Raw genomic sequence first — 22153 nt, 5'->3', positions numbered from 1 at the left:
CTCCTATTGGCCTTGTGAAGAGGGACGTATGGTGAGCTGCTCGATGCGCTTCTCGAAACTGCCCTGGATCAATCTGTCGACGTAAATGCCGGGTGTATGGATTTCATCGGGGTCCAGCTCGCCTGGCGCAACAATTTGCTCCACCTCCACCACGGTAATCTTGCCCGCCATAGCCGCCAAAGGATTGAAATTACGTGCCGTTTTACGAAAGACCAGGTTGCCATAGGTATCGGCTTTCCAGGCTTTGACCAGGGCAAAGTCGCCCTTGATGGACTCTTCGAGAATGTATTGCCGGCCGTTGAACTCTTTCACTTCCTTGCCCACGGCCACCTCGGTACCAAAGCCCGTTGCCGTGTAAAAGGCCGGAATTCCGGCACCCGCCGCACGCATTTTTTCCGCCAGCGTGCCCTGGGGGGTCAACTCCACTTCCAGCTCGCCCGACATCATTTGCGCTTCAAAGTTGGCGTTTTCCCCCACGTAGGAGGCCACCATCTTCCGGATTTGTTTATCCAGCAGCAGAATGCCCAAACCGTATTCGGTTGTGCCGCAGTTGTTGGACACCACGGTGAGATTTCGCGTGCCCTTGCGTTTGATTTCCTTGATGAGATTTTCAGGTATGCCGCACAGGCCAAAACCTCCGGCTATCACTGTCATCCCGTCTTCGAGTCCAGCCAACGCCTGTGCGTAACTGGTAACGACTTTATTCAATCCCGCCACAATCTGCTCTCTTACCCTGGGTGATGTGTGGCGCCTACTATCACCCAATTTTAGGAGTCGGCCTATGGTACTAAGGTCCCAAATAAAAGCCGGGCCCGTTGCTCTATTCTGGGGACATCAATCGCGAGCCTGTCAGCCCGGACGCACGCGCCCTGCGCGCGGAAAATGTCGGTCTGGCGGACTTGCATCACATACACAGAGTAACGGGAGACACCAGTGATGTCGGGTGGACAAAGGAGTTTAGAAGGCAAGGTCGGGCTTATCACAGGCTCCACCAGTGGGATTGGCCTGGCCACGGCTCAGGTACTGGCCGAGCAGGGTTGCAACCTGATATTGCATGGGCTGTTACCAGAGGATGAAGGCCAATCCCTGGCGGCCGACTTTGCGGCCCAATACGGCATTCGCACCTTTTTCAGCAATGCAGACTTGCGCCAGCCAGAGAGCATCCACCGCTTTATGACAGAAGGCACTGAAGCCCTCGGCAGCATAGATATTCTTGTCAACAATGCCGGTATTCAGCACACCGACTCAGTAGCCAATTTCCCCATTGAAAAATGGAACGATATCATCGCGATAAATCTGTCATCGGCCTTTCACACCATACAGCAGGCCGTACCCGCCATGGCGCAAAAGCGCTGGGGCCGGATCATCAATATCGCCTCGGTACATGGCCTGGTGGCATCGGTAAATAAGGCCGCCTATTGTGCTGCCAAGCACGGCATTGTCGGCCTGACCAAGGTGGTTGCCATCGAGTGCGCCGAGCAGGGCATTACCGTTAATGCCATCTGCCCCGGCTGGGTCGACACTCCCCTTATCAACAAACAGATAGAGGCCGTCGCCAACACCAAAGGGCTTGACTATCACGAAGCCAGATACCAATTGGTCACCGCCAAACAGCCGCTGCCGGAAATGCTCGACCCCAGGCAAATAGGCGAATTTGCGCTGTTCCTCTGCGGTGATGCTGCCCGCGGCATCACAGGGGCTTCACTCGCCATGGACGGGGGCTGGACGGCCCAGTAACCCGGGGCACGTGAGGAAGAGACCCGGGCATTGGCACTGGATTGCCCAAAAACAAAAAGCTCCCTGATGGGAGCTTTTTTGATTCTGACCTTTCGATTCAGACCAAGAATTAATGGACTGAATTAGAACGGGATATCGTCGTCCCAGCCATCATCCAGATCAGGGGTGTAGTTTTGCTGCTGTGGCTGAGGGGCCGGACGCTGCTGTGGTGCCTGCTGTGGCTGGTAAGCCGGAGCAGACTGCTGAGGCTTGCTCTGATAACCGCCCTGCTGCTGTGGCGCCTGCTGACCATAACCACCCTGAGCCTGCTGTGGCTGCTGATAAGCCGCTTGCTGAGGCTGCTGTGCAGGAGCGCTGTAGCTTGGCTGTGCGGCCTGCGGCGCCGGTGCGTATTGGTTTTGAGCAGGTGCGCTGTAACCGCCCTGAGACTGGCCACCCTGACCAGCTGCAGGCGCGCCCTGACCCTGGCCCTGGTTGCGTCCACCAAGCATCTGCATGCTGCCGCTCTGATCCACTACGATTTCAGTAGTGTATCTGTCTTGACCACTCTGATCTTTCCACTTACGGGTTTGCAGCTTGCCTTCCAGGTATACCTGAGAGCCCTTGCGCAGGTACTCACCGGTGATTTCAGCCAGCTTGCCAAACATCACCACACGGTGCCATTCGGTACGCTCCTGCTGCTGACCTTGGTTGTCCTTCCAGGACTCACTGGTGGCGACCGTGATATTGGCTACCGCATTGCCGTTGGGCATGTAGCGCACCTCAGGGTCTTGCCCAAGGTTACCTACCAGAATCACTTTATTCACACCACGACTGGCCATTCAATCTCTCCCGAAATTTTGCGTATAAAACAGAGTTAATTTGCAGAGCCTAACACAGCTCTGGCTTCTCTTAAATCGAATTGCTCATCCACTTTGAGGTAAGCAACTTTTTCTTCAAGCACCACAATGGCTTCGGCTACACCGGCCAATTGCGACAGCCTGCTGGCCATCTCGCGGGCCTGCTCACGGCCTGCCACCTTGGCTTCCAGAGTGTAGCTCTTGAGCAGTACCGGGTTCTTCATCCCCAGGGTGAGCACCAGCCACAGCGCCATCAAACCCAGCGCCACCACAAACACGCCCGCCGCTCCCAACAACTGGAAGGCGCCGCCGCCCAGCAGACCACCGCAGAAGGCGCCAAGGAACTGACTGGTGGAATACACGCCCATGGCCGAGCCCTTTTCACCCACGGGGCAAAACTTGGCAATCAGGCTGGGCAGAGAGGCTTCAAGGTAGTTAAAACCGGTAAAAAACAGCAGCACGGCAAAGGCCAACAACCACAGGTTATCGGCAAAGAGCGCCATCACAGCGAGGGCCAGCATCATGATCACCAATGCCACCTGGAACATGCCCTTGGTGTTCTTACGCTTCACGCCGATGATGATAAGCGGCACCATCAAGAAAAAGGCACCGATAAAGGCCGGGAAGTAGAGCATCCAATGCTTTTCTTTGACAAGGCCTGCATCCACCAGATCCAGCGGCAGCGCCACAAACACCGCCGTCAGCACCAGGTGCAAAATAAAGATACCGGCATCGAGGCGAAACAGCTGCGGGTCTTTGAGCATCCGCATCAGCTTGGCAGGCGCCGCCAGGGTGTCACCCTTGGGTGCCTGATGCACCGGATTTGGCACCAAAAGCTGCACTATCAGCATGCCAAAAAGCGCCAGGCCAGCGGTGAGGGCAAAGAGCCCCGAAAGCCCCATATGCTGCGCCACCACAGGGCCCACCAGCAATGACAGCGCAAAGGAAAAACCGATACACATGCCAATAATGGCCATGACCTTGGTGCGCTGCTCGTCACGGGTCAGGTCGGCGGCCAGCGCCAGTACGGCGGCGGCAATGGCCCCCATGCCCTGCAGGGCACGGCCGAAGACTACTCCGTAGATGCTGTCGGCCATGGCGGCAACCACGCTGCCCACGGCAAACACCAGCAAGCCGATAAGAATAATGGGCTTGCGGCCAAATTTATCCGACAGAATACCCATGGGGATTTGCAGCAGCGCCTGGGTCAAACCATAGGCGCCAATGGCGATACCCACCCACAGGGGTGAGAAACCTTCGAGGTGTTGGCCGTAAAGGGCAAACACCGGCATGATCATAAACAGACCCATCATTCGCAGGCCGAATACGCTGGCCAGTGAAAAGGCGACTTTTTTCTCGGTGGCCGAAAGACCGCTGTTAGCCATGGCTGAAAACCTTGATTCTAGAATGCACCGGGGGCGCGAATGGTAGCACAGCGGCCACACTCCCCCAAGTTGGCGATCCGGCGTTTGAGATGCCGGAAGTGAAAATTGTCACGATTGTAAATTTGATCCACGCCGCTGGCAAAGGGGTATTGCAGCTTACACCCAAATCCTCTGGCAGCAGTCTTTGGTGCGGCTGTAGTTTCAGGCGCAAATTATGCGATACTGATGGTCTTTTTTCCGGCGTTTAGAAGTGGCAGATGGACAAGATTGAAATCCGCGGGGCCCGCACCCACAACCTCAAGAATATCAACCTGACAATCCCCAGAGACAAGCTGATTGTGATCACAGGTCTTTCGGGCTCAGGTAAGTCGTCGCTGGCGTTTGATACCCTGTACGCCGAAGGCCAGCGCCGTTATGTGGAATCTCTCTCTGCCTACGCCCGCCAGTTTTTGAGCCTGATGGAAAAGCCCGATGTGGACCATATCGAAGGTCTTAGCCCGGCCATTTCCATCGAGCAGAAGTCCACCTCCCACAACCCACGCTCCACCGTGGGCACCATTACCGAGGTGTACGATTATCTGCGTCTGCTGTTTGCCCGTGTGGGCGAGCCCCGTTGCCCTACCCACGGCCAACCGCTGGCGGCTCAGACCGTGAGCCAGATGGTCGACAAGGTGCTGGAACGCCCCGAGGGCGAAAAGCTGATGCTGTTGGCCCCTGTGGTCAAGGCCCGCAAGGGTGAGCACGTTAAGCTGCTCGACAGCCTGTCGGCCCAGGGCTATATCCGCGCCCGTATCGACGGTGAGGTGTGCGATCTGTCCGATCCCCCAACTCTGGATCTGCATGTGAAGCACACCATCGAAGTGGTGGTCGACCGCTTCAAGGTAAAGGACGACATGCAGCAGCGCCTGGCGGAGTCCTTTGAGACCACCCTTGAACTGTCCGGCGGCATCGCCGTGGTGGCCAGCATGGAAGAAGGCGCTGCCGAGGAGATGATTTTCTCGGCCAACTTTGCCTGCCCACATTGCGGTTATTCCATGGCCGAGCTGGAGCCACGGATTTTCTCCTTCAATAACCCTGCCGGCGCCTGTCAGACCTGTGACGGCCTGGGGGTACAGCAATTTTTCGACCCTGAGCGGGTTATCGTCTCCGGTGAATTGTCGCTGGCGGGTGGCGCCGTTCGCGGCTGGGACAGACGTAACTTCTATTATTTCCAGATGCTCAAGTCGCTGGCGGAGCATTATGAGTTCGATGTGGAAGCCCCCTTCAGCGAGCTGAACGCCAAGGTGCAAAAGATTGTGCTTTACGGCTCTGGCAAAGAAGAGGTGGCCTTCCGCTATGTGAACGATCGCGGCGATGTGGTGGTACGCAAGCACCCCTTCGAAGGCATTCTCAACAATATGGACAGACGCTACCGCGAGACCGAGTCCAATACGGTGCGCGAAGAGCTGGCCAAGTACATCAGCAATCAGGCCTGCAGCAGCTGCGGTGGCTCGCGCCTGCGGGAAGAAGCCCGCCATGTGTTTATTGAAGATCTCAACCTGCCAACCCTGACCCACTGGTCCATCGGCGAAGCCATGGATTACTTCAACAAGCTGGAGTTTGAAGGGCAAAAGGCGCAGATCGCCGAGAAAATATTAAAAGAAGTGCGCGATCGCCTTGGCTTCCTGGTGAACGTGGGCCTCAATTACCTGAGCCTGGCGCGCTCGGCCGAAACCCTCTCCGGCGGTGAGGCCCAGCGTATCCGTCTGGCAAGTCAGATAGGTGCGGGTCTGGTTGGGGTGATGTACGTGTTGGACGAGCCCAGTATCGGCCTGCACCAGCGCGACAATGAGCGACTGCTGAATACTCTCACTCACCTGCGGGATCTTGGCAACACAGTGATTGTGGTGGAGCACGATGAAGACGCCATCCGCATGGCCGACCATATTATCGACATAGGCCCGGGCGCCGGTGTTCATGGTGGCGAGGTGATTTGCGACGGCGATTTGGCCGCCATCACCGCCTGCGAGCACTCGGTCACCGGCCAGTACATTTCCGGCAAGCGTAAAATCCAGGTTGAGGGCGGTCGTACCCCCATCAACCCAGAGCAACTTATCGAACTGAAGGGTGCCCGTGGTAACAACCTCAAAAATGTCGACCTCAGCATTCCGGTTGGCCTCTTTACCTGCGTGACCGGGGTGTCAGGCTCGGGTAAATCCACCCTGATTAACGACACCTTCTTCAAGATTGCCCACAGGGCGCTCAACGGCGCCACTGTGGATGAACCCGCGCCTTACACCAGCATCACAGGGCTTGAGCAGTGCGACAAGGTGGTGGATATCGACCAGAGCCCCATCGGCCGTACCCCACGCTCCAACCCCGCCACCTACACAGGCATCTTCACCCCCATACGGGAACTCTTTGCCGGTACCCAGGAGTCCCGCACCCGGGGTTATCAGGTGGGCCGCTTCTCCTTTAACGTTAAGGGCGGCCGCTGTGAGGCCTGTCAGGGCGATGGTCTTATCAAGGTAGAGATGCACTTCCTGCCGGATGTGTATGTGCCCTGCGACTCCTGTAAGGGCAAACGCTACAACCGCGAAACCCTGGAAGTGAAATACAAGGGCAAGAACATCCACGAAGTGCTGCAGATGACGGTGGAAGACGCCCGGGAATTTTTCGATGCCGTGCCCGCCATCGCCCGCAAATTGCAAACCCTGATGGATGTAGGCCTGTCTTACATTCGTCTCGGCCAGAGCGCCACCACCCTATCGGGCGGCGAGGCCCAGCGGGTAAAACTGGCCAAGGAGCTGTCGAAACGCGACACGGGCAAAACCCTGTATATTCTCGATGAGCCAACAACGGGTCTGCACTTTGCCGATATCCAGCTGCTGTTGGACGTACTGCACCGCCTCAAGTCCCATGGCAACACCATAGTGGTGATTGAACACAATCTGGATGTCATCAAGACAGCCGACTGGATTGTGGATTTGGGCCCCGAAGGCGGCTCTGGCGGTGGCACCATTTTGGTGGCCGGCACGCCGGAGGAAGTGGCCGAGCATCCCACCTCTCACACAGCGCGCTTCTTAAAGCCGCTGCTGCAACGCTAGAGGCATTCACAATGGGACACGGACGTCTTGGGTACCGGACTTTGGGAGCAGCCTTGTTGACATGTTGGCTGACAGCTTGCGTGTCTGCTCCCACATGCAGGCGTGACCTGACGGCCGATTGGGTTTCGCTGACTGCAATAAATCAGGATGTCGAATACCTGGCCTCGGCGCCCCTGGCCGGTCGCAAAACCGGCACCGAAGGGGCCTTGCTTGCCCGCCAGTATCTGGCTGTGCGTTTTGGTGAGTCGGGTCTGCAGCCGGTGGCGGCAGACTTTTCGCCCATGACGCCGGGAAGCCTTGAGCAAACGGCGCAAGACAGCCATCCCTTCTTTCACCCCTTCAGCATTGAAAAACTCTTCGGCCAACGTGAGGGAACCAACGTGATAGGGCTGCTGCCGGCGGCGAAGGCCAGTTCGCGCTGGCGGGTCGTGCTGGCCCACTACGATCATCTGGGCACAAGTGGCTCGAGACACTTTGCCGGTGCCGATGACAATGCCTCCGGCGTCGCCGCCCTGTTGGCGCTGGCAAAACAAGCGGCAAAGGATCCGTCGCGCCCGGCGGATCTCAACCTGGTCTTTGTGGCAACCGATGCAGAAGAGCCTGGGCTGTATGGCAGTCAGGCGCTGGCAACCCATCTCGGCGAGCTTGGTATAGTGCCCGAGTTGGCGCTGAATCTGGATATGGTCGGCCATCCCGGCAGTCCCTACGCCATCTACATGGAAGGCAGCCGCAAATTTGCCAATGCCGATGAACTCAGGGCGTTGGTGGAGAGTAACGGTCTCTGTGCCCGTCTCAGTCATTCACGGTTAGAGCGGGATGGCAGCGCCATGAAGGTGAACTATCTCAAAGCCTCTGATCACTACCCTTTCCATAAAAGCGGCGTGCCCTGGCTGTATTTTGGTGTGCCTCCCCACCCTCAGTACCACACGGTGGACGATACCCCGGATAAACTGGACTTCAACTTCCTGGCGGCGACCATAGAGGCGGTATACCCTTTACTCTGGACCCGGCTGGAACCCAAGCAGCCTCAGGGGTAAAAGTTAATCTTTTGTTATTTTGCCCATTTGGCGCCAAAAAAGGGCCAAAATCGTCAAAATGGATATTTTCTTGGCCAAAATCAGCAAAGGCTGCTATACTCTGGCGTTTTCGGATTCGGAACGGGAAATCGACACGGGGTTGGTTTTCTGGTCTGTCTAGTGAATCAACAAGCGCAATCACGCGCACCCTAAGGCGTTATCCATGTCATCCAATGAAAAGACTTTCCGCGAACTCGGTCTGACCGAGTCTGTTTTGCGTGCCCTCGACGAGCTGGGTTATGAAACCCCTACGCCCATCCAGGCCGCCAGTATCCAACCTCTGATGTCCGGCCAGGACATCCTGGGTCAGGCACAAACAGGTACGGGTAAAACCGGTGCCTTTGCACTGCCACTGCTGTGCAGTGTCGATGCCAACCTCAATGCCCCGCAAATTCTGGTGCTGGCCCCAACCCGCGAACTCGCGGTACAGGTTGCCGAAGCCTTCACCAGCTATGCCAAACACATGAAGGGTTTCCACGTACTGCCTATCTACGGTGGCCAGAGCATGTATCAGCAGCTCCAGGCACTGCGCCGTGGTCCACAGGTGGTTGTGGGTACACCAGGCCGTGTTATGGACCATATGCGCCGTGGCACCCTGAAGCTCGACACCCTCAAAGCGCTGGTACTCGACGAAGCCGATGAAATGCTGAAAATGGGCTTCATCGACGATATCGAGTGGATCCTCGAGCACACCCCGGAGAGCCGCCAGCTGGCACTGTTCTCGGCCACCATGCCTGAGCAGATCAAGCGCGTTGCCAACAAGCACCTGCGCAATCCGGTGAACATCAGCATCGCCGCCAGCCACACCACAGTGGAATCTATCGAGCAGCGTTTTGTGCAGGTTTCCCAGCACAACAAACTCGAGGCCCTGGTGCGGGTACTGGAAGTGGAAAACACTGAAGGTATCATCATCTTTGTGCGTACCCGTAACTCCTGTGTGGAACTGGCCGAAAAGCTGGAAGCCCGTGGTTATGCCGCATCACCTCTGCACGGTGATATGAACCAGCAAGCCCGTGAGCGCGCCGTAGATCAACTGAAATCCGGTAAGCTGGATATTCTGATCGCCACCGACGTGGCCGCCCGTGGTCTGGACGTTGAGCGTATCGGCCACGTAGTTAACTACGATATTCCTTACGATACCGAAGCTTACGTACACCGTATTGGTCGTACCGGCCGCGCGGGTCGTACCGGTATGGCAATTCTGTTTGTGACCAGCCGTGAAATGCGCATGCTGCGCACCATCGAGCGTGCCACCAACAGCCGTATATCTCCAATGAAGGTCCCAAGCCCTGAGTCTGTGGCCGAGCGCCGTCTGTCTCGCCTGGGTGAGCAGGTTGCCGGCATCCTCGCCAACGAGCACCTGGACTTTATGAAAGGCGCCGTGGCTCAGCTGTGTCAGCAGCTGGAAGTGGATACCGAGCAACTGGCCGCAGCCCTGTTGCATCAGGTGCAGTTGGAGCGTCCATTGCAGCTGCCAGCCATGCACGAGCGTCAGCGTGACAACTTCGACGAGCGCACCGGCCGTGGCCAGAATGATCGCGCCGAGCGCGGTGATCGTGAAGGCCGTAACGAGCGCCGTCGTGACTCCCGTCCTCTTCCGGGCAATTTCGGCAGTGCCGATACCCTCAAGGACAACCCGGACATCAGCATGAAGCGTTATCTCATCGATGTGGGTCGTGACCATAACGTGGGTGTGGGCAACATCGTCGGCGCCATCGCCAACGAAGCCAACATCGACAGCCGCTATATCGGCCAGATCCAGCTGTACGATGCCGTGACCACAGTTGACCTGCCAGACGGCATGCCAAAAGAAGTACTGCAGCACCTGAAAAAAGTGCGCGTATGTGGCAAGCCACTGAACATCCGTGAAGTCAGCACAGATGGCAGCGACGAAATCCCGGTAAGCAACGGTCCTGTTTCCAAGCGCCCACGTAAGCCATCCGGCGATCGTCCTGAGCGCGGTGAGCGTAAGTTCAACGATCGCGGCGGTGACCGTGGTGACCGCGGTGGTGATCGTGGCGACCGCAAGTTCGGCGAGCGCAAGAGCTTCGACAAGAAGCCTGCCAGCAAGCCACGCCGTCCAAAGGAAGACTAATTCCTGATAAGAAAAGCCACCCCTGAGGTGGCTTTTTTATTGGCGACTATTTTTGTATCGGCCACTGGCACAGAGGCTTTGGCACTGGTAGAGTAAGCGCCAACAAGGGGAGTAACTTCTCGCTGGTTTGTCGTCATGACGGTGCTTTGCACCCGGCAACCAGGCAGCCATGGGGGGCTGTAAGTGAGACCTTGCCGACGGGCAAGGTGTATCTCCAATTCAGAGCAGCTTGTACCGTCTGGTACAGGCTGTTTTTGTTTTGGGAGTATTACTCGTGGAAACCTGGTGGTTGTGGGCTGCGTTTGCAGCCATAGTGCTGACCCTGCTGTGGGTCGATATTAAATTTGTAGGCGGCAAGAGTCATAAAGTCTCGATGAAGGAGGCGCTGACCTGGTCGCTGGTGTGGTTTGCGGTGGCTATGGCGTTTAACGCCGGTGTCTGGGCGTGGTTCGATTACTCGGTTGGCCGTGAAATTGCCAACGACAAGGCGCTGGAATTCCTGACTGCCTACGTGATTGAAAAAGCGCTGGCCGTGGATAACGTCTTCGTTTGGTTGATGATTTTCTCTTACTTTGCCATTCCACCTGAGCTGCAACGGCGGGTGCTGCTATATGGGGTGCTGGGTGCCATTGTGATGCGCGCCGGTATGGTATTTGGCGGCATCTGGCTGATTAACCAGTTCCACTGGTTGCTGTATGTGTTTGGCGCCTTCCTGGTGTTCACCGGCGTAAAAATGCTGCTGACCGCCGACAAGGAAACCGACCTTTCCACCAATCGCGGACTGCTGTGGCTGCGCAGTAAGATGAAGTTGACCGAGCATCTGGAAGGTGAGCGTTTCTTTGTGCTGCGTGAAGGGGTGAAATACGCCACACCGCTGTTTTTGGTGCTGATATTGGTGGAGATAAGCGATCTTATCTTTGCGGTGGACAGCATCCCGGCCATTTTTGCCGTGACCACAGATCCCTTTATTGTGCTCACCTCCAACATCTTCGCCATCATGGGCCTGCGGGCCATGTACTTCCTGCTGCAGGGCGCGGCCGAGAAGTTCAGCCTGCTCAAATATGGCCTGGCCATCATCCTGGTGTTTATCGGCTTTAAGCTGATGCTGATTGATGTATTCCACCTGCCGATTGCAGTGGCACTTGGCGTTGTGGGCACTATCCTGGTGGGCTCGATGCTGCTGAGCCTGTGGGTGAATCGCGACAAGCCCACGCAGTTCGAATAAGGCGATGCACGCTGCTGAATAGCAGCGGGTTAAGTAAAAAGGGGCCGACTGGCCCCTTTTCGTTGGCGCTTTAACGCCGGTCTTGGTCTTGAGTGCGACCTCAATGGCCTGCATTGGCCAGCGCTGCCGAAGAGGCAGCAAGCGCCTCGGCCGCCGCCACGTTGAACGGCCGGGTCTTCAAGAGTCCCAGCGCCTCGAGCCGCCGGCAGCTTAAGGTGCAATCTCTCGGTCGCCTGGCGGTATCTGTGGGGCTCGACTGGGCTATCAAATGGCCACTGTCTTTACCCAAAATCTGGGCCAGCGCCACTATCATGCCGTGCTTGGTCATGGTCTCGGCAGCGCTGAAATGATAGATGCCGCTGATTTGCTCACCCTCGAGATGTTTGCCAATCATGCCATTGATGGCATCGGCTATGTCCGCCGTTGATGTTGGCCTGCGAATCGCCCAGTCATCCACACCCTGCTTTTGATAATCCAGCAGCTGCTCAATCAACACCAACACCGCCGACTCATTGAGGCGCTCCACCTCACCATACAAAATCGGCAACCTCAGTATGGCGGCATCCGGCATCAAGCTCGCCGTGGCCTTTTCCCCCAGCAACTTGGTTTCGCCGTAAAAATTCACCGGGTTGGGGGCAGCATCTTCACTGTAGGGCGGCTCAGTGCCATCAAACACATAGTCAGTGGATATATAAATGAGCCAGGCACCACAGGCCCTGGCCGCCTGGCACAGGGCCTCGGTGGCCGATAAGTTGAGTGCCTTGGCGGCGTCCGGGTTTTGTGCCGACACATCGGGTCTACGCTCGGCGGCGCAGTGCACTATCACCTGGGGCGCAATATCAGCCACCGCTGTTGCAACGGCATCGGCATCAGTTAAATCCAGCCGAATAATGCCCTCTGCGGCGCGGCTGAAACCTGTGCCTGTAACTGTGTGGCTGGCAGACAATGCCCTGACCACTGCGCGGCCCAGAAGCCCGGTTGCCCCCGTTACCATAATGTTTGCCATTAACAACCTCCTGAATCGCCCCTGAATCGCGCCTGCCACATGTTAGCCAGGCAAAGAATGGCCAAAGCCTAGCACGGCAAGACTTGGCTTTACATCAGCTTACGATTAAATACGCCTCAGATCTTGTGGCCACAGCGCGCTTTTTTTACCCTTGGGGCACATTCAGTCCGCCTTGTTCACACAGGCGGCGAAACAGAGGAACTCACAAAGCAGCATCTATGGACAGCAGCCAAGCACGAAACCCGCTTCCCACACTGATTGCCGGCCCAATTCTGCGTCACTGCGACCACAGCAGCATGACGCTGTGGCTGGTCAGCTCGCGCCCACTGCGGGAGCCTGTGCTGACGTTAAATGGCAAAGCGCATCAGCCGCACATAGATGAATTTCCCCTCGGCGAAGCTGCCTGGATGTACCTGCTGACAGTCTCTGGCGACGACTTGCTGCCCGAAGGCCAGTCAATTTCTTACGATCTTATCGACGGTAAAAGCAGTCTGCTTGGCGAGCTGGATGGCCTTTGTTATCCCGGGCAAACCCTGCCCAACCTGAGTTACAGCCGCAACATACACTCATTGCTGCACGGCAGTTGCCGTAACCCTCACCATCACAGTGGCGATGCTCTGGTGGCGGCCGATACCCTGCTGGCTGAAGGAAAATCTGAGCGGCCTGCGCTGCTGATGTTAAGCGGCGATCAGGTGTATATCGACGATGTCGCCGGCCCCATGCTCTATGCCATCAAGCAGGTCATTGAGCTACTGAAACTCCGGCAGGAAGACTTTGTCGGCGCTCCTGTCGCGGGCAGCGACAATATCGATTACTCGCCTGCGAACCTGTACCAGAGGTACAAGCGGCTTCTGCCCCACACCCAATATCCGGCCAAAACCGCACTGTGGCGTTGGTACATCAATCATCCGATTTTTACGTCCTCCATTGCCGAGAACCATCTGGTGAGTTTTGCCGAAATGACGGCGCTGTATTTACTGGTTTGGTCGCCAGAGCTTTGGCATTTGATTGATATTCCCAAATCACCTCAGGGGCTGTATGGGAAACGCCTCGTCCAGTGGCAGAAGGAATGGGATCATCTGCTGGCATTCAGGGCCGGACTCAGTCAGGTGAGGCGCCTGATGGCCCACTTGCCCACTTACATGATCTTTGATGATCACGACATCACCGACGATTGGAACCTCACCGCAAAATGGGAAGAAGCGGCCTATGGTCATGCCTTTTCCAAGCGCATCATTGGCAATGCCCTGCTGAGTTATTGCCTGTTTCAGGCCATAGGCAACGCGCCGAAAAAGTTTGAGTCAGTGATATCTGAACTCGAGGCGATGCTGGCACCGCCGAGACTGGATGTATCGACGCAGGACGCAATGATAGATAAGTTGCTGAGGTTTGAAGACTGGCATTTTCACCTGGACACCAGCCCCAGACTGGTGGTGTTGGATACCCGCACCCGCCGCTGGCGCAGCGAGTCCAACCTCGCCAAGCCCTCGGGCTTGATGGACTGGGAAGCCCTGATGGACTTTCAGCAGCAACTGATTGGTCAGGAGAAGGTGATTATTGTCTCGGCGGCCCCCATGTTTGGCGTCAAGCTGATTGAATCCGTGCAGCGCACGGCCACCCTGCTGGGTGGTTCTCTGCTGGTGGATGCCGAAAACTGGATGGCACATCCCGGCGCCGCCGGCGCCCTGCTGTCGATGTTCATGCACCGCAAAACGCCGCAGGAGTTTATTATTCTCTCGGGGGACGTGCACTACTCCTTTGCCTACGATGTAAGCATCCGTTTCCGCCACGCCAGCCCCAACATTTATCAAATTACCTCCAGCGGCATTAAAAATCAGTTCCCTGAAAAACTGCTGCCCTGGTTCGATAAATTAAATGGCTGGCTTTACGGTTATTTCTCGCCGCTGAACCTGTTCACCAAGCGAAAACGCATGCTTATCCGTGGCCGCAGACCCAATGGCGAGCGCAGCAAACGACTGGTAAATCAAAGTGGTATTGGCCTTGTTCACCTGTCAGAATCAGGTGCCCCCCGCCGTATTGCCGTGCTCCATGCCGACATGAGCCAGACCGAGTTTCTGCCGCCACGGGAACACTGACACCGAACAGGAAGGTGCAGACACCAACCTGATTTGCCAGATAAGCGCTGCTGATGCAGAGCCATGCCTGGCATCTGGTGGCGTTAAAAACGATCGAAACTCACTTCCACCGGCACCCCTTCCACCACCAGCGACAAGGGCTCAACCGGGGTCAGCGTCACTTTTAGCACGGGCTTTTCTCCATCGAATGGACCAGACAACTGCTTGGGCAACTTGCTCACCAGCTCTGTCGGCTCTTCGATGCGTCCATTGAAGCTCTCGCCATTGGGCAGCTTGATGCTCGCCTGCTGGCCCAGGTCCACATAGTCCAGGTACTTGGGTTCAAGGTAGGCCACAACCACAGGGTTGGCACGCCCCGAGAGCAGCAGCAGCGGACGCTCTGCGGCCAGTTGTTCACCTACCTGCACCTGAATATCGGCAATTCGCGCATCGTAAGGGGCACGTATGGTGAGCTGCTCCCGAAGCGCCTTGAGACGGGACAACTCCAGCTCCATTCGCTGACGGCTCTGGGTCACCACCCCCGCCTGACGGGCTTCCTGCTGGCGCTGAAGTTCGCTGACCAGTTCGGCTCTGGCCTGCTCCAACGCCATTTTTGCGGAGGTGTGCGCCTGCAGCACCGCCGCCATATCCGCGGTAGGCACCACACCTTTGGCGCGGAATTTCTCAAACTGGGACAAGAGCTCATCCTGACGAGTCATTCCCTCTTCGGCGACGCGGATTTTCTCGCCGATTTGTGCACTGATCTCGGCCCCCAAATCGCGAAATTGCTGCATCTGGGTGAGTTGGCGCTCAAGCCCCTGGATCTGGGCGTCAAGGGCGGGATCTTTCAGCACCAGCAGTGGCTGCCCGGTACTCACAACATCGCCCCGGGTTTGATATACCGCATGCACCACGCCTGAGGCGGGAGAGCGCATCTCCAATGGCTCGCTGGTCACTATGCCGGGCGCCAGAATAAACAGCCATGGCTTGAGCACAAACCAGAGCACCAGCAACACAGGGGCAATAACCAGGGCCAGCAGCATATACCAGCGACCGCGATAACCGCCTCGCTTTGGGCTGTCGTAGTTGACCTTGAGGCCGGCATCCGCAGTGGGTGCCTGAGATTTGTCCGACGGACCGTAACTTACCTTCACTTAAAATCGTCTCCCGCGCTTCATCACCCACCAGGGGGCCATAGCGCTCTCCTCGTGAGAGCGGCGCACCGCTTCGTTAAGAAGCGCAAATGCACATATCAGTCGCATAAACAGCGCATAAAAAGGGTATACAGGCAACCAGAGTGCAAGCCGCCAATCCTGCTTCGGCCGCTCGGAAATAGCCAATAACACCAATAAATAGAAAAACACCAAAAATCCGAGATAGAAACCATAGATGGTCAGGGCTATCGAGGTTAAAAACTGCCAGGGATAAGCCAGTATCAGGCCAATACCATAAATAACAATCACCAATGGCATCAGCACATTTTGCAGGAAGCCATAGAGTAATGTGAACAAAAATGTGCCTTTGCCCAGCAGTTTAGGGGTAAAGGCTGGCCAATGCTTGCGGAAATACAAAAACAACAGGTCGCCGTCCCAGCGCAGCCGCTGCAGCACCAGGGTTTTCAGATCTGCTGGCGCGTCAGTGTGGCCTATGGCCAGAGTCGCAAAGGGGATCCGCCATTCGGGATGACGACCAAAATACTGCTTAAACCTCAACGTCAGATCCAGGTCTTCCGCGGTGTGGGTATCCCAGCCTCCAATCTGAATAAGCAATTCACGCCGAAATGCCCCGAATGCCCCCGAGACATTGTTAAGCAGATTCCACTGCCCGAGGCCGGTTTTGCCCCCCTGCATGGAAATCAGGTATTCGATGGCCTGCATGCGGCTCCAGAAACTGTCGCCCACATTGCGCACTCGCAGCGCTCCGCCAACGGCGGGCACATTGGGGTCGTCAAAATAGGGAACTATGCTGGCCACCATGTTGTTATCAAAGGAGGTATCGGCATCGGCATTAATCACCAGCTCGCCGGTCGCCACGCTGAGCCCTGCATTCAGGGTCGAGACCCGACCTCCCCGTTGCCACTTGGGCAGCACTATCACTTCCCGTCCGGGGCGCGACAATTCCCGGCTGGCCCTCATCGCGACGTTAAAAGAATGGCCATTTTGCACTGCGCCATCCACCACGGCGATGATTTCAAGCTCGCCGTCGTATACCTGTTCCACAAAGGATTCAATGGTAGAGCGCACCGCGTCGCCTTCGGCGTAGCAGGTAATAACACAGGACACCTTTGGCTGATAGCTGGAGACCTTGGAAACCGTGCAATATTCCTGATAGTAAAAACGTAAAATCCCCATGACCACCATTATCATCAGAGGCAGTTCATAGCAGAGGATCAATGGCACCAACCAGATGATAAAGCTGCCATGGGTCGCCAACTGATGCCATACATCCGCCAGAATGTAGTGCAGTGTGTGCAGCTCACTCATCAGAGCAACTCGGCGTCAGCAAGCGCCTCAGCCAGCCACAGGGCCATGTCCCCACCCGTTTGTGCCGGAAGTGCCAGAGCCCTGAGTCTCAAGTCAATTTGCGCGCCTTGCTGCAAACCTTCTATTTCCCTCAGTTTTGCCACCACAACCCTGACCTGCTGGATAGCCGTGTAAGGCAAAAACAGCAGCAGTCCCTGAGCCGTATAGTTACTGCAGGCGTCGGTTACCCGGATAAGACCTTTCAGGCGTTCGAGCAAAGCGTCCAATCGGGCAAACCCCTTGGTTTCCCCTTCGGCCTTTAAAAATGCATCGAGATTCGTCATCTCAATCGCCAGAACCGCGTGTTGATGACCATGGCGCCTGGCCAACTGATTTTGCCAGTCAATCAGCCAATAAAACTGCCCCTGCCCCATACGCTCACCGGGTACCAGATTAAACAGATTCTGCAACTCCCCCTGACGCACCAGAGTCCGCCCCGCCGGTGCCAGCTCATAACCATAGATATTGCGCACCTTAAGATTGTCGAGCCTGGATGCGGTGTCACAGTGCAGACAGTGCGCCTCAACCTCGGCGTCCACAAAGCTGTGATCGCAACTGTGGCATCCCTGGTTCTCGATGGGGCGGTCATAATCGACGCCGATATGCCGCAGTTGCGTCAGGCAATTGGGGCATCCCAGTTGCCCATTGCCGAGGAAGGCGTCTTTCGGACCAACATGACCACAGTTGAAACAGTGCAGACTGCTCCGATGGGCTATATCCAGGCTACGGCAACGGGGACAGACATCGATATAATTCAAATGACCCGAATCACACCGGGGGCAGTAGCGCGTGCGATTGATGAGCCGCTGCGGCGCTATCCACCCTTTCTGCTTGAGGTTGGTGAGCCAGGCAAAACTCTCCTGAGCCTTTATTCCCCAGGCAGAAAGCAGCGGGTAGTGATAAAGCTCAGGCTGTGAAGGTACTGCATGTGCAGTCAGCGACAAACCGCTTAACCACAACCAATTCAGTAATCTGAACTCAGGGTCGTCCCCGTGACGCAAACGGCTCTGTGTCAGGCGGGTGTGGTATTGCATCAGATGCTCGCCATAGTTCGAATCAAACTGCCCGTTGGCGAGGAAAGGCGACAGTGTGCTCTCATTAACGACGTAAATCGCCGATAGCGCTGTAGCGGCATGCGCCCGTAATATTTTCAGTGCAGCATCCTGCTCTGCACTGGCAAGGTTGAGTACCAGCATGGCTGAGGGACTGAACAGGCGAATGGCGTCCTGCGCTCCGGGAACCTCAGTAAAGTCCGGGTGCCAGGACTGAGGTTGGCGCTGACCAATCCATAGAAAGGGGTGTTTGGACGACTTGGGCTGAAGCTGATTGATATTGGATACGGCGGTGAACATGGGATACCTGCGATAAAAGCCGACCGCCCAAATATCCCTGTAATCATTAAAAAGGCGCCTGGTGTGGCCGCCTGTGGGTCAAAAATGCATCCTTTACCGACCCGGGACGGTGAAATTATGCTCAGGCTAGCACCACATAAAACACTGAGTCCACAAAACAAAACAGCCTGATGAACTGCAGATCGGTTGCATTAATAGCCGATTAACGTAACCAGGATCTATCGGGCAACTTTCAGAACAAACACCCCAAAGGACGTAACAAAAGCAACCAAAGTTTGCCTAACTGCTTTTTGCAGCAACAATTAGCAAATGCTAACTAACTGAATTCATGTGAAAAGCCATCACAGCCGACATCCAACTTCTCCCCGGTGATGGGGTCGGTAAATCTGAGTCGCTTGGCCACCAGCTTTAAGGGGGTATTAAAGTTATCTGCCGATTGGGGTTGCAGGCTGGGGTAAAAACGATCGTTTTCCAGCGGCATGCCGAGACTCTGCATGTGCACCCTTAGCTGATGAGTGCGACCTGTGATGGGGCTGAGCTCAAACAAACCGCGGCCATCCTTTACCTTGAGCAAGGCGATTTCAGAGTGGCTGTTGGCCTCTCCCGGCACGACCTGCATCAAAAACGACGGGTCTGCCGGTTGCATACGATTTTTCACTGTCCAGCGCTGCGGCAAAGCCTGCCCCTCGCCATGCTTTGCCAGGAGTTCTGGCGTTAACCGGGCAATGGCTTCGTAGTCTTTGCGTATTCCACCATTTAAGAAAAGTTGATGGTACTGAAGCCGGGTTTCCGGGTTCAGGCTCATCAGAATAACCCCGGCGGTTTCCCTGTCGAGTCTGTGGGCCGGACTGATGGTGTCGATGCCGGTGGCAAGCCGCAGCCGATGCACCAGACACTCGTTGACATAGTTACCCGAAGGGGTCACCGGCAAAAAATGCGGTTTAAACACCAGCATCATATGCGCATTGCGGCACAGTATTTTCTCGCTGAAGGGGATCTTGGTCTCGGCCACAACTTCGCGGTAGTAGTAGACCCTTGCCGTGGGGCGATAGGGCGTGAGCAGTGTAATAAGCGTGCCATCCTGCCAATGCACCTTGCCATCGAGAATGCGGCGACGCCAAACCTCTTCGCCGATACGGGCGAAATGGCTGCACAAAAAACCAAATACCGTGGTACTGGGGTTATCCCGTGGCAAGACCACATAAGAAGGTTGGGCCGCACGGGCGGTGGCGGTTAATTCAGACACAAGATGGCTCCCTGGCAAGAGGGCGCCCAGTGTAAAGGCAAAGCGCAAGCGGGGCAAACACCCCGCATTCGCTTATCCGGCGTGGGATTTGATGAGCTTGAGCACAAAGTCCATGGCCTTGTGACAATCCGGCTGATTAATCAGTTTGAATTTGTCCTGGCTGTACATGGGCAGCACCTCTAGCCAACGCTGGCTTACCCAGGCCGCATCCTCAAGGTGCACATCGCTGTACAAACCGAAAAGATCCGGATTGACCTGGTAAAACTGCTCCAGCGCCGCACTGATGATTTCGAACTCGCCATCAATGGGCTCTTTTTCCCAGTTGTGGCAAGGGGCCGCTCTCACCTTCCACAGCAGGTCTTTATCCTGCCTGGCAGAGAGAATTTCCACCCGCTGACGCCCCTCAATAATGATACTCAGGGTGTCGTCTTCCAACTGGTTAAAGTCGATGATCTCGCATTGGGTTGCTTCCGGATAGCAAGGTGGATGACCGTTGGCCTTGTGCATCGCGAAGGCCAGAGGGTAATACCCTTTGAACACTTCTGCCACCATGCGCAAATAGCGCGGCTCAACAATCCTCAACTCAAGCCGTCCATCTGGCAACAGTAAGGCGTCGTGGATCAGTAACGCCATGTCCTGTGATTGCATGGTAACCTCCTGCAACGGTCTGCGGAGTAACACTACTCAACTGATCAAATTTTAGCAGGTGAGTGGCACCAATCATCAATGAACAAAAATTAATCAGTCTCAGGCATTAGACCCACTATCACAGTGATTTGTTTCATCCCGGAAACGATTCTATCCGGGAGATGTCGCCCTCAAGCACCCGGGAAAACTCCTCTGCCAACCGTTCGCTGGCCTGGGCCGCCTGCCGCCAACTGCGCTGACGGCTCTGTGTGTCGAGGGTTTTGAAATCGTCCCGGTCAGGAATTTTTCCATTGGGCAGGGAGGCGACAAACCCGGCGCTGGGCACCAGCAGCAACGCATTGTCATAATTGGCCACGGCCCTTCGCCACGGCAACGACTTATCAAACCAACCGGGCTTGATGGAGGGGAAAAAATGCGGATACAGGGTGAGTCCCTGGTGCTGCTCAAGCGGGAAATCAAAATGGTAGTCGGTAATGCCACCGTCATAGAAGTGCCCTTCCCCCGCGCCTTCTATGTGCCCCACCGGGGCCAGCACCATGGGAATGGAACCGGTGGCCTGCAACACGTCCGCCAGGTTATCCTGACTCAGCTCGCAATCACGGCTGGGCAGATCGGTGAGCAGACGAAAGTGGGAGTCATTGTCTGCCTGGGAAAACACCAGCCGTTCAAAGTGCCAACCCAGACTGCGACGACTGACGAGATTGGTGGCCGCCGTTACCGAAAGCCCCAGTGCCAGGGGCAGCTTGCCATTAACGCGATTTAAATGTCGCCCACGACAGACCACAAAATGCGAACGAAATACCGGGTTGGCCAATATCTCGGCGGCGCCTGTGTCACCCAGAATCCCGGCCACAATACCTGTGACCTGACGGCTGACCTCTTCACGGCTGGGTTTGGTGTCGTAACGCTGGCCGATATAAAAGGCTTCCAGGCGGCCATAGGCCGCCAGCACGTCCTGCTGTGCCAAACAGGCTAGCCGCCAGGCTCCGGAGGAGGCACCCAGGGTATAGAGTGGCGTCTTACGGTCTTTAAAAAACTCACTGAACAGATACTTATCGAGCCCGGCAATGCCAAGCCATTTGGGGCCACCGGACGCCGCCAGCAGACGGCTGAAAAGCTCAGGCTTGAGCCCCTCCTCGCGGATCCGTTTCATGGCGGTTTTGCCGGCCAGTAATCTGAGTGCGTTCAATCTTTTACCCTTGGGTCGTCTACAGCAATAAGGCTAGAGGTTACCTCAATTCTTAACGATGCCAAAGCAGGCGGCTTTCGCTATACTCCAGCACGCCAGCGTGGCCAGTGAGGCCCGCGTATCAGCCCGGAGCTTTTATGATTGTCGACAAACTCGAAAACAGACACAGATACAGTAACCTCCATTCAGGCATCCAGGCCGCACTCGAGTTTTTGGCCAACACGGATTTGGCCGCCTTGCCCAAGGGCCGCCACACCATTGATGGCGATGCACTCTTTGCCATAGTCAACGACTACGACACCCAGCCCCCGGGCACAGAACCCTTTGAAACCCACAGACGCTATGCCGACGTACAGTTTGTTGTAAGTGGCGAAGAAGCCTTTGGTTATCTGCCGCTCGAAGATCAAGCCCCCCTGGCGCCCTACCATGACGCCCATGACTTTATCGAATATGACTACGAACAGAATCGCGAGGCCGCCTGCTTTGTCCCCTTGAAGGCTGGGATGTTTGCCATTTTCATGCCGGAAGACATGCATATGCCGGGTACAGGCACTACACCCGTAAGGGTTCGCAAGGTAGTGTGCAAAGTGCTACTTTGACAGTTAACCGCATGATATTCAGATAAAAATAAATAAGTAAATACTCAAACTGACACAAAACTTTCGTCATTTT

General features: G+C 56.1%; 17 protein-coding genes. 7 read left to right on the top strand and 10 right to left on the bottom strand.

The window, feature by feature from the left end; genetic code table 11:
• Window positions 1–3 precede the first annotated feature (3 nt).
• Window positions 4–717, bottom strand: a complete 714-nt coding sequence (locus K0H63_RS02765) for a CoA transferase subunit A (RefSeq protein ID WP_220066618.1) — start codon at window positions 715–717, stop codon at window positions 4–6.
• Window positions 718–936: 219 nt separating this feature from the next.
• Between K0H63_RS02765 and K0H63_RS02760 the strand changes: the two genes are divergently transcribed.
• A complete protein-coding gene (locus tag K0H63_RS02760) occupies window positions 937–1737 on the top strand; it encodes a 3-hydroxybutyrate dehydrogenase (protein ID WP_220067790.1) in 801 nt (266 codons plus the stop codon).
• A gap of 122 nt (window positions 1738–1859) precedes the next feature.
• Here K0H63_RS02760 and ssb read toward each other — a convergent pair whose 3' ends face one another.
• Together ssb and K0H63_RS02750 are read right to left on the bottom strand one after the other, a co-directional pair.
• Window positions 1860–2558: a single-stranded DNA-binding protein gene (ssb, locus tag K0H63_RS02755; RefSeq protein WP_220066617.1), complete on the bottom strand. Its 699-nt coding sequence runs from the start codon at window positions 2556–2558 to the stop codon at window positions 1860–1862.
• A gap of 35 nt (window positions 2559–2593) precedes the next feature.
• On the bottom strand, window positions 2594–3961 hold the full coding sequence (locus tag K0H63_RS02750) for an MFS transporter (RefSeq protein ID WP_220066616.1): 1368 nt from the start codon (window positions 3959–3961) through the stop codon (window positions 2594–2596).
• Between the two features lie 257 nt (window positions 3962–4218).
• On the opposite strand from K0H63_RS02750, the gene uvrA reads away from it, so the two are divergent.
• The 4 genes from uvrA to K0H63_RS02730 all read left to right on the top strand — a co-directional run bounded on the left by uvrA (window position 4219) and on the right by K0H63_RS02730 (window position 11443).
• Window positions 4219–7047 carry an excinuclease ABC subunit UvrA gene (uvrA, locus tag K0H63_RS02745; protein ID WP_220066615.1) on the top strand — a complete coding sequence of 943 codons (2829 nt, stop codon included), beginning with the start codon at window positions 4219–4221 and terminating at the stop codon, window positions 7045–7047.
• Window positions 7048–7127: 80 nt separating this feature from the next.
• Window positions 7128–8084, top strand: a complete 957-nt coding sequence (locus tag K0H63_RS02740) for a M28 family peptidase (protein WP_220066614.1) — start codon at window positions 7128–7130, stop codon at window positions 8082–8084.
• Window positions 8085–8286: 202 nt separating this feature from the next.
• Complete coding sequence (locus K0H63_RS02735) at window positions 8287–10218, top strand: DEAD/DEAH box helicase (protein WP_220066613.1); 1932 nt, start codon at window positions 8287–8289, stop codon at window positions 10216–10218.
• Between the two features lie 274 nt (window positions 10219–10492).
• A complete protein-coding gene (locus K0H63_RS02730) occupies window positions 10493–11443 on the top strand; it encodes a TerC family protein (protein ID WP_220066612.1) in 951 nt (316 codons plus the stop codon).
• 100 nt (window positions 11444–11543) lie between these two features.
• On the opposite strand, the gene K0H63_RS02725 is transcribed toward K0H63_RS02730, so the two are convergent.
• Entirely contained in the window at window positions 11544–12449 is a 906-nt protein-coding gene (locus tag K0H63_RS02725; protein WP_220066611.1) for a dTDP-4-dehydrorhamnose reductase family protein, read from the bottom strand.
• 218 nt (window positions 12450–12667) lie between these two features.
• On the opposite strand from K0H63_RS02725, the gene K0H63_RS02720 reads away from it, so the two are divergent.
• Window positions 12668–14545 (top strand): metallophosphoesterase family protein, encoded by a 1878-nt coding sequence (locus K0H63_RS02720; RefSeq protein ID WP_220066610.1) that lies wholly within the window; start codon window positions 12668–12670, stop codon window positions 14543–14545.
• Window positions 14546–14628: 83 nt separating this feature from the next.
• On the opposite strand, the gene K0H63_RS02715 is transcribed toward K0H63_RS02720, so the two are convergent.
• The 6 genes from K0H63_RS02715 to K0H63_RS02690 all read right to left on the bottom strand — a co-directional run bounded on the left by K0H63_RS02715 (window position 14629) and on the right by K0H63_RS02690 (window position 21481).
• Window positions 14629–15678, bottom strand: a complete 1050-nt coding sequence (locus K0H63_RS02715; protein WP_220066609.1) for an HlyD family secretion protein — start codon at window positions 15676–15678, stop codon at window positions 14629–14631.
• Entirely contained in the window at window positions 15679–17007 is a 1329-nt protein-coding gene (locus tag K0H63_RS02710; protein WP_220066608.1) for a glycosyltransferase family 2 protein, read from the bottom strand. It lies immediately after the preceding gene.
• Window positions 17007–18398 (bottom strand): TackOD1 domain-containing metal-binding protein, encoded by a 1392-nt coding sequence (locus tag K0H63_RS02705; RefSeq protein ID WP_220066607.1) that lies wholly within the window; start codon window positions 18396–18398, stop codon window positions 17007–17009. Before K0H63_RS02705 ends, K0H63_RS02710 begins: the two co-directional genes overlap by 1 nt.
• A 316-nt stretch (window positions 18399–18714) precedes the next feature.
• On the bottom strand, window positions 18715–19644 hold the full coding sequence (locus K0H63_RS02700) for a pseudouridine synthase (protein ID WP_220066606.1): 930 nt from the start codon (window positions 19642–19644) through the stop codon (window positions 18715–18717).
• A gap of 72 nt (window positions 19645–19716) precedes the next feature.
• Window positions 19717–20292 (bottom strand): LON peptidase substrate-binding domain-containing protein, encoded by a 576-nt coding sequence (locus tag K0H63_RS02695; RefSeq protein WP_220066605.1) that lies wholly within the window; start codon window positions 20290–20292, stop codon window positions 19717–19719.
• Window positions 20293–20425: 133 nt separating this feature from the next.
• Window positions 20426–21481, bottom strand: coding sequence for an alpha/beta hydrolase (locus K0H63_RS02690; protein WP_220066604.1), 1056 nt, complete (start codon window positions 21479–21481; stop codon window positions 20426–20428).
• A 137-nt stretch (window positions 21482–21618) separates the two neighbouring features.
• On the opposite strand from K0H63_RS02690, the gene K0H63_RS02685 reads away from it, so the two are divergent.
• Complete coding sequence (locus tag K0H63_RS02685; protein WP_220066603.1) at window positions 21619–22080, top strand: NanQ anomerase/TabA/YiaL family protein; 462 nt, start codon at window positions 21619–21621, stop codon at window positions 22078–22080.
• Window positions 22081–22153: the final 73 nt, after the last annotated feature.

It is taken from the genome of Shewanella zhangzhouensis, from assembly GCF_019457615.1.
Taxonomy (GTDB): domain Bacteria; phylum Pseudomonadota; class Gammaproteobacteria; order Enterobacterales; family Shewanellaceae; genus Shewanella; species Shewanella zhangzhouensis.
Note: the sequence above shows the minus strand (reverse complement) of the source record. Positions and strands in the feature narration are given on the sequence as shown.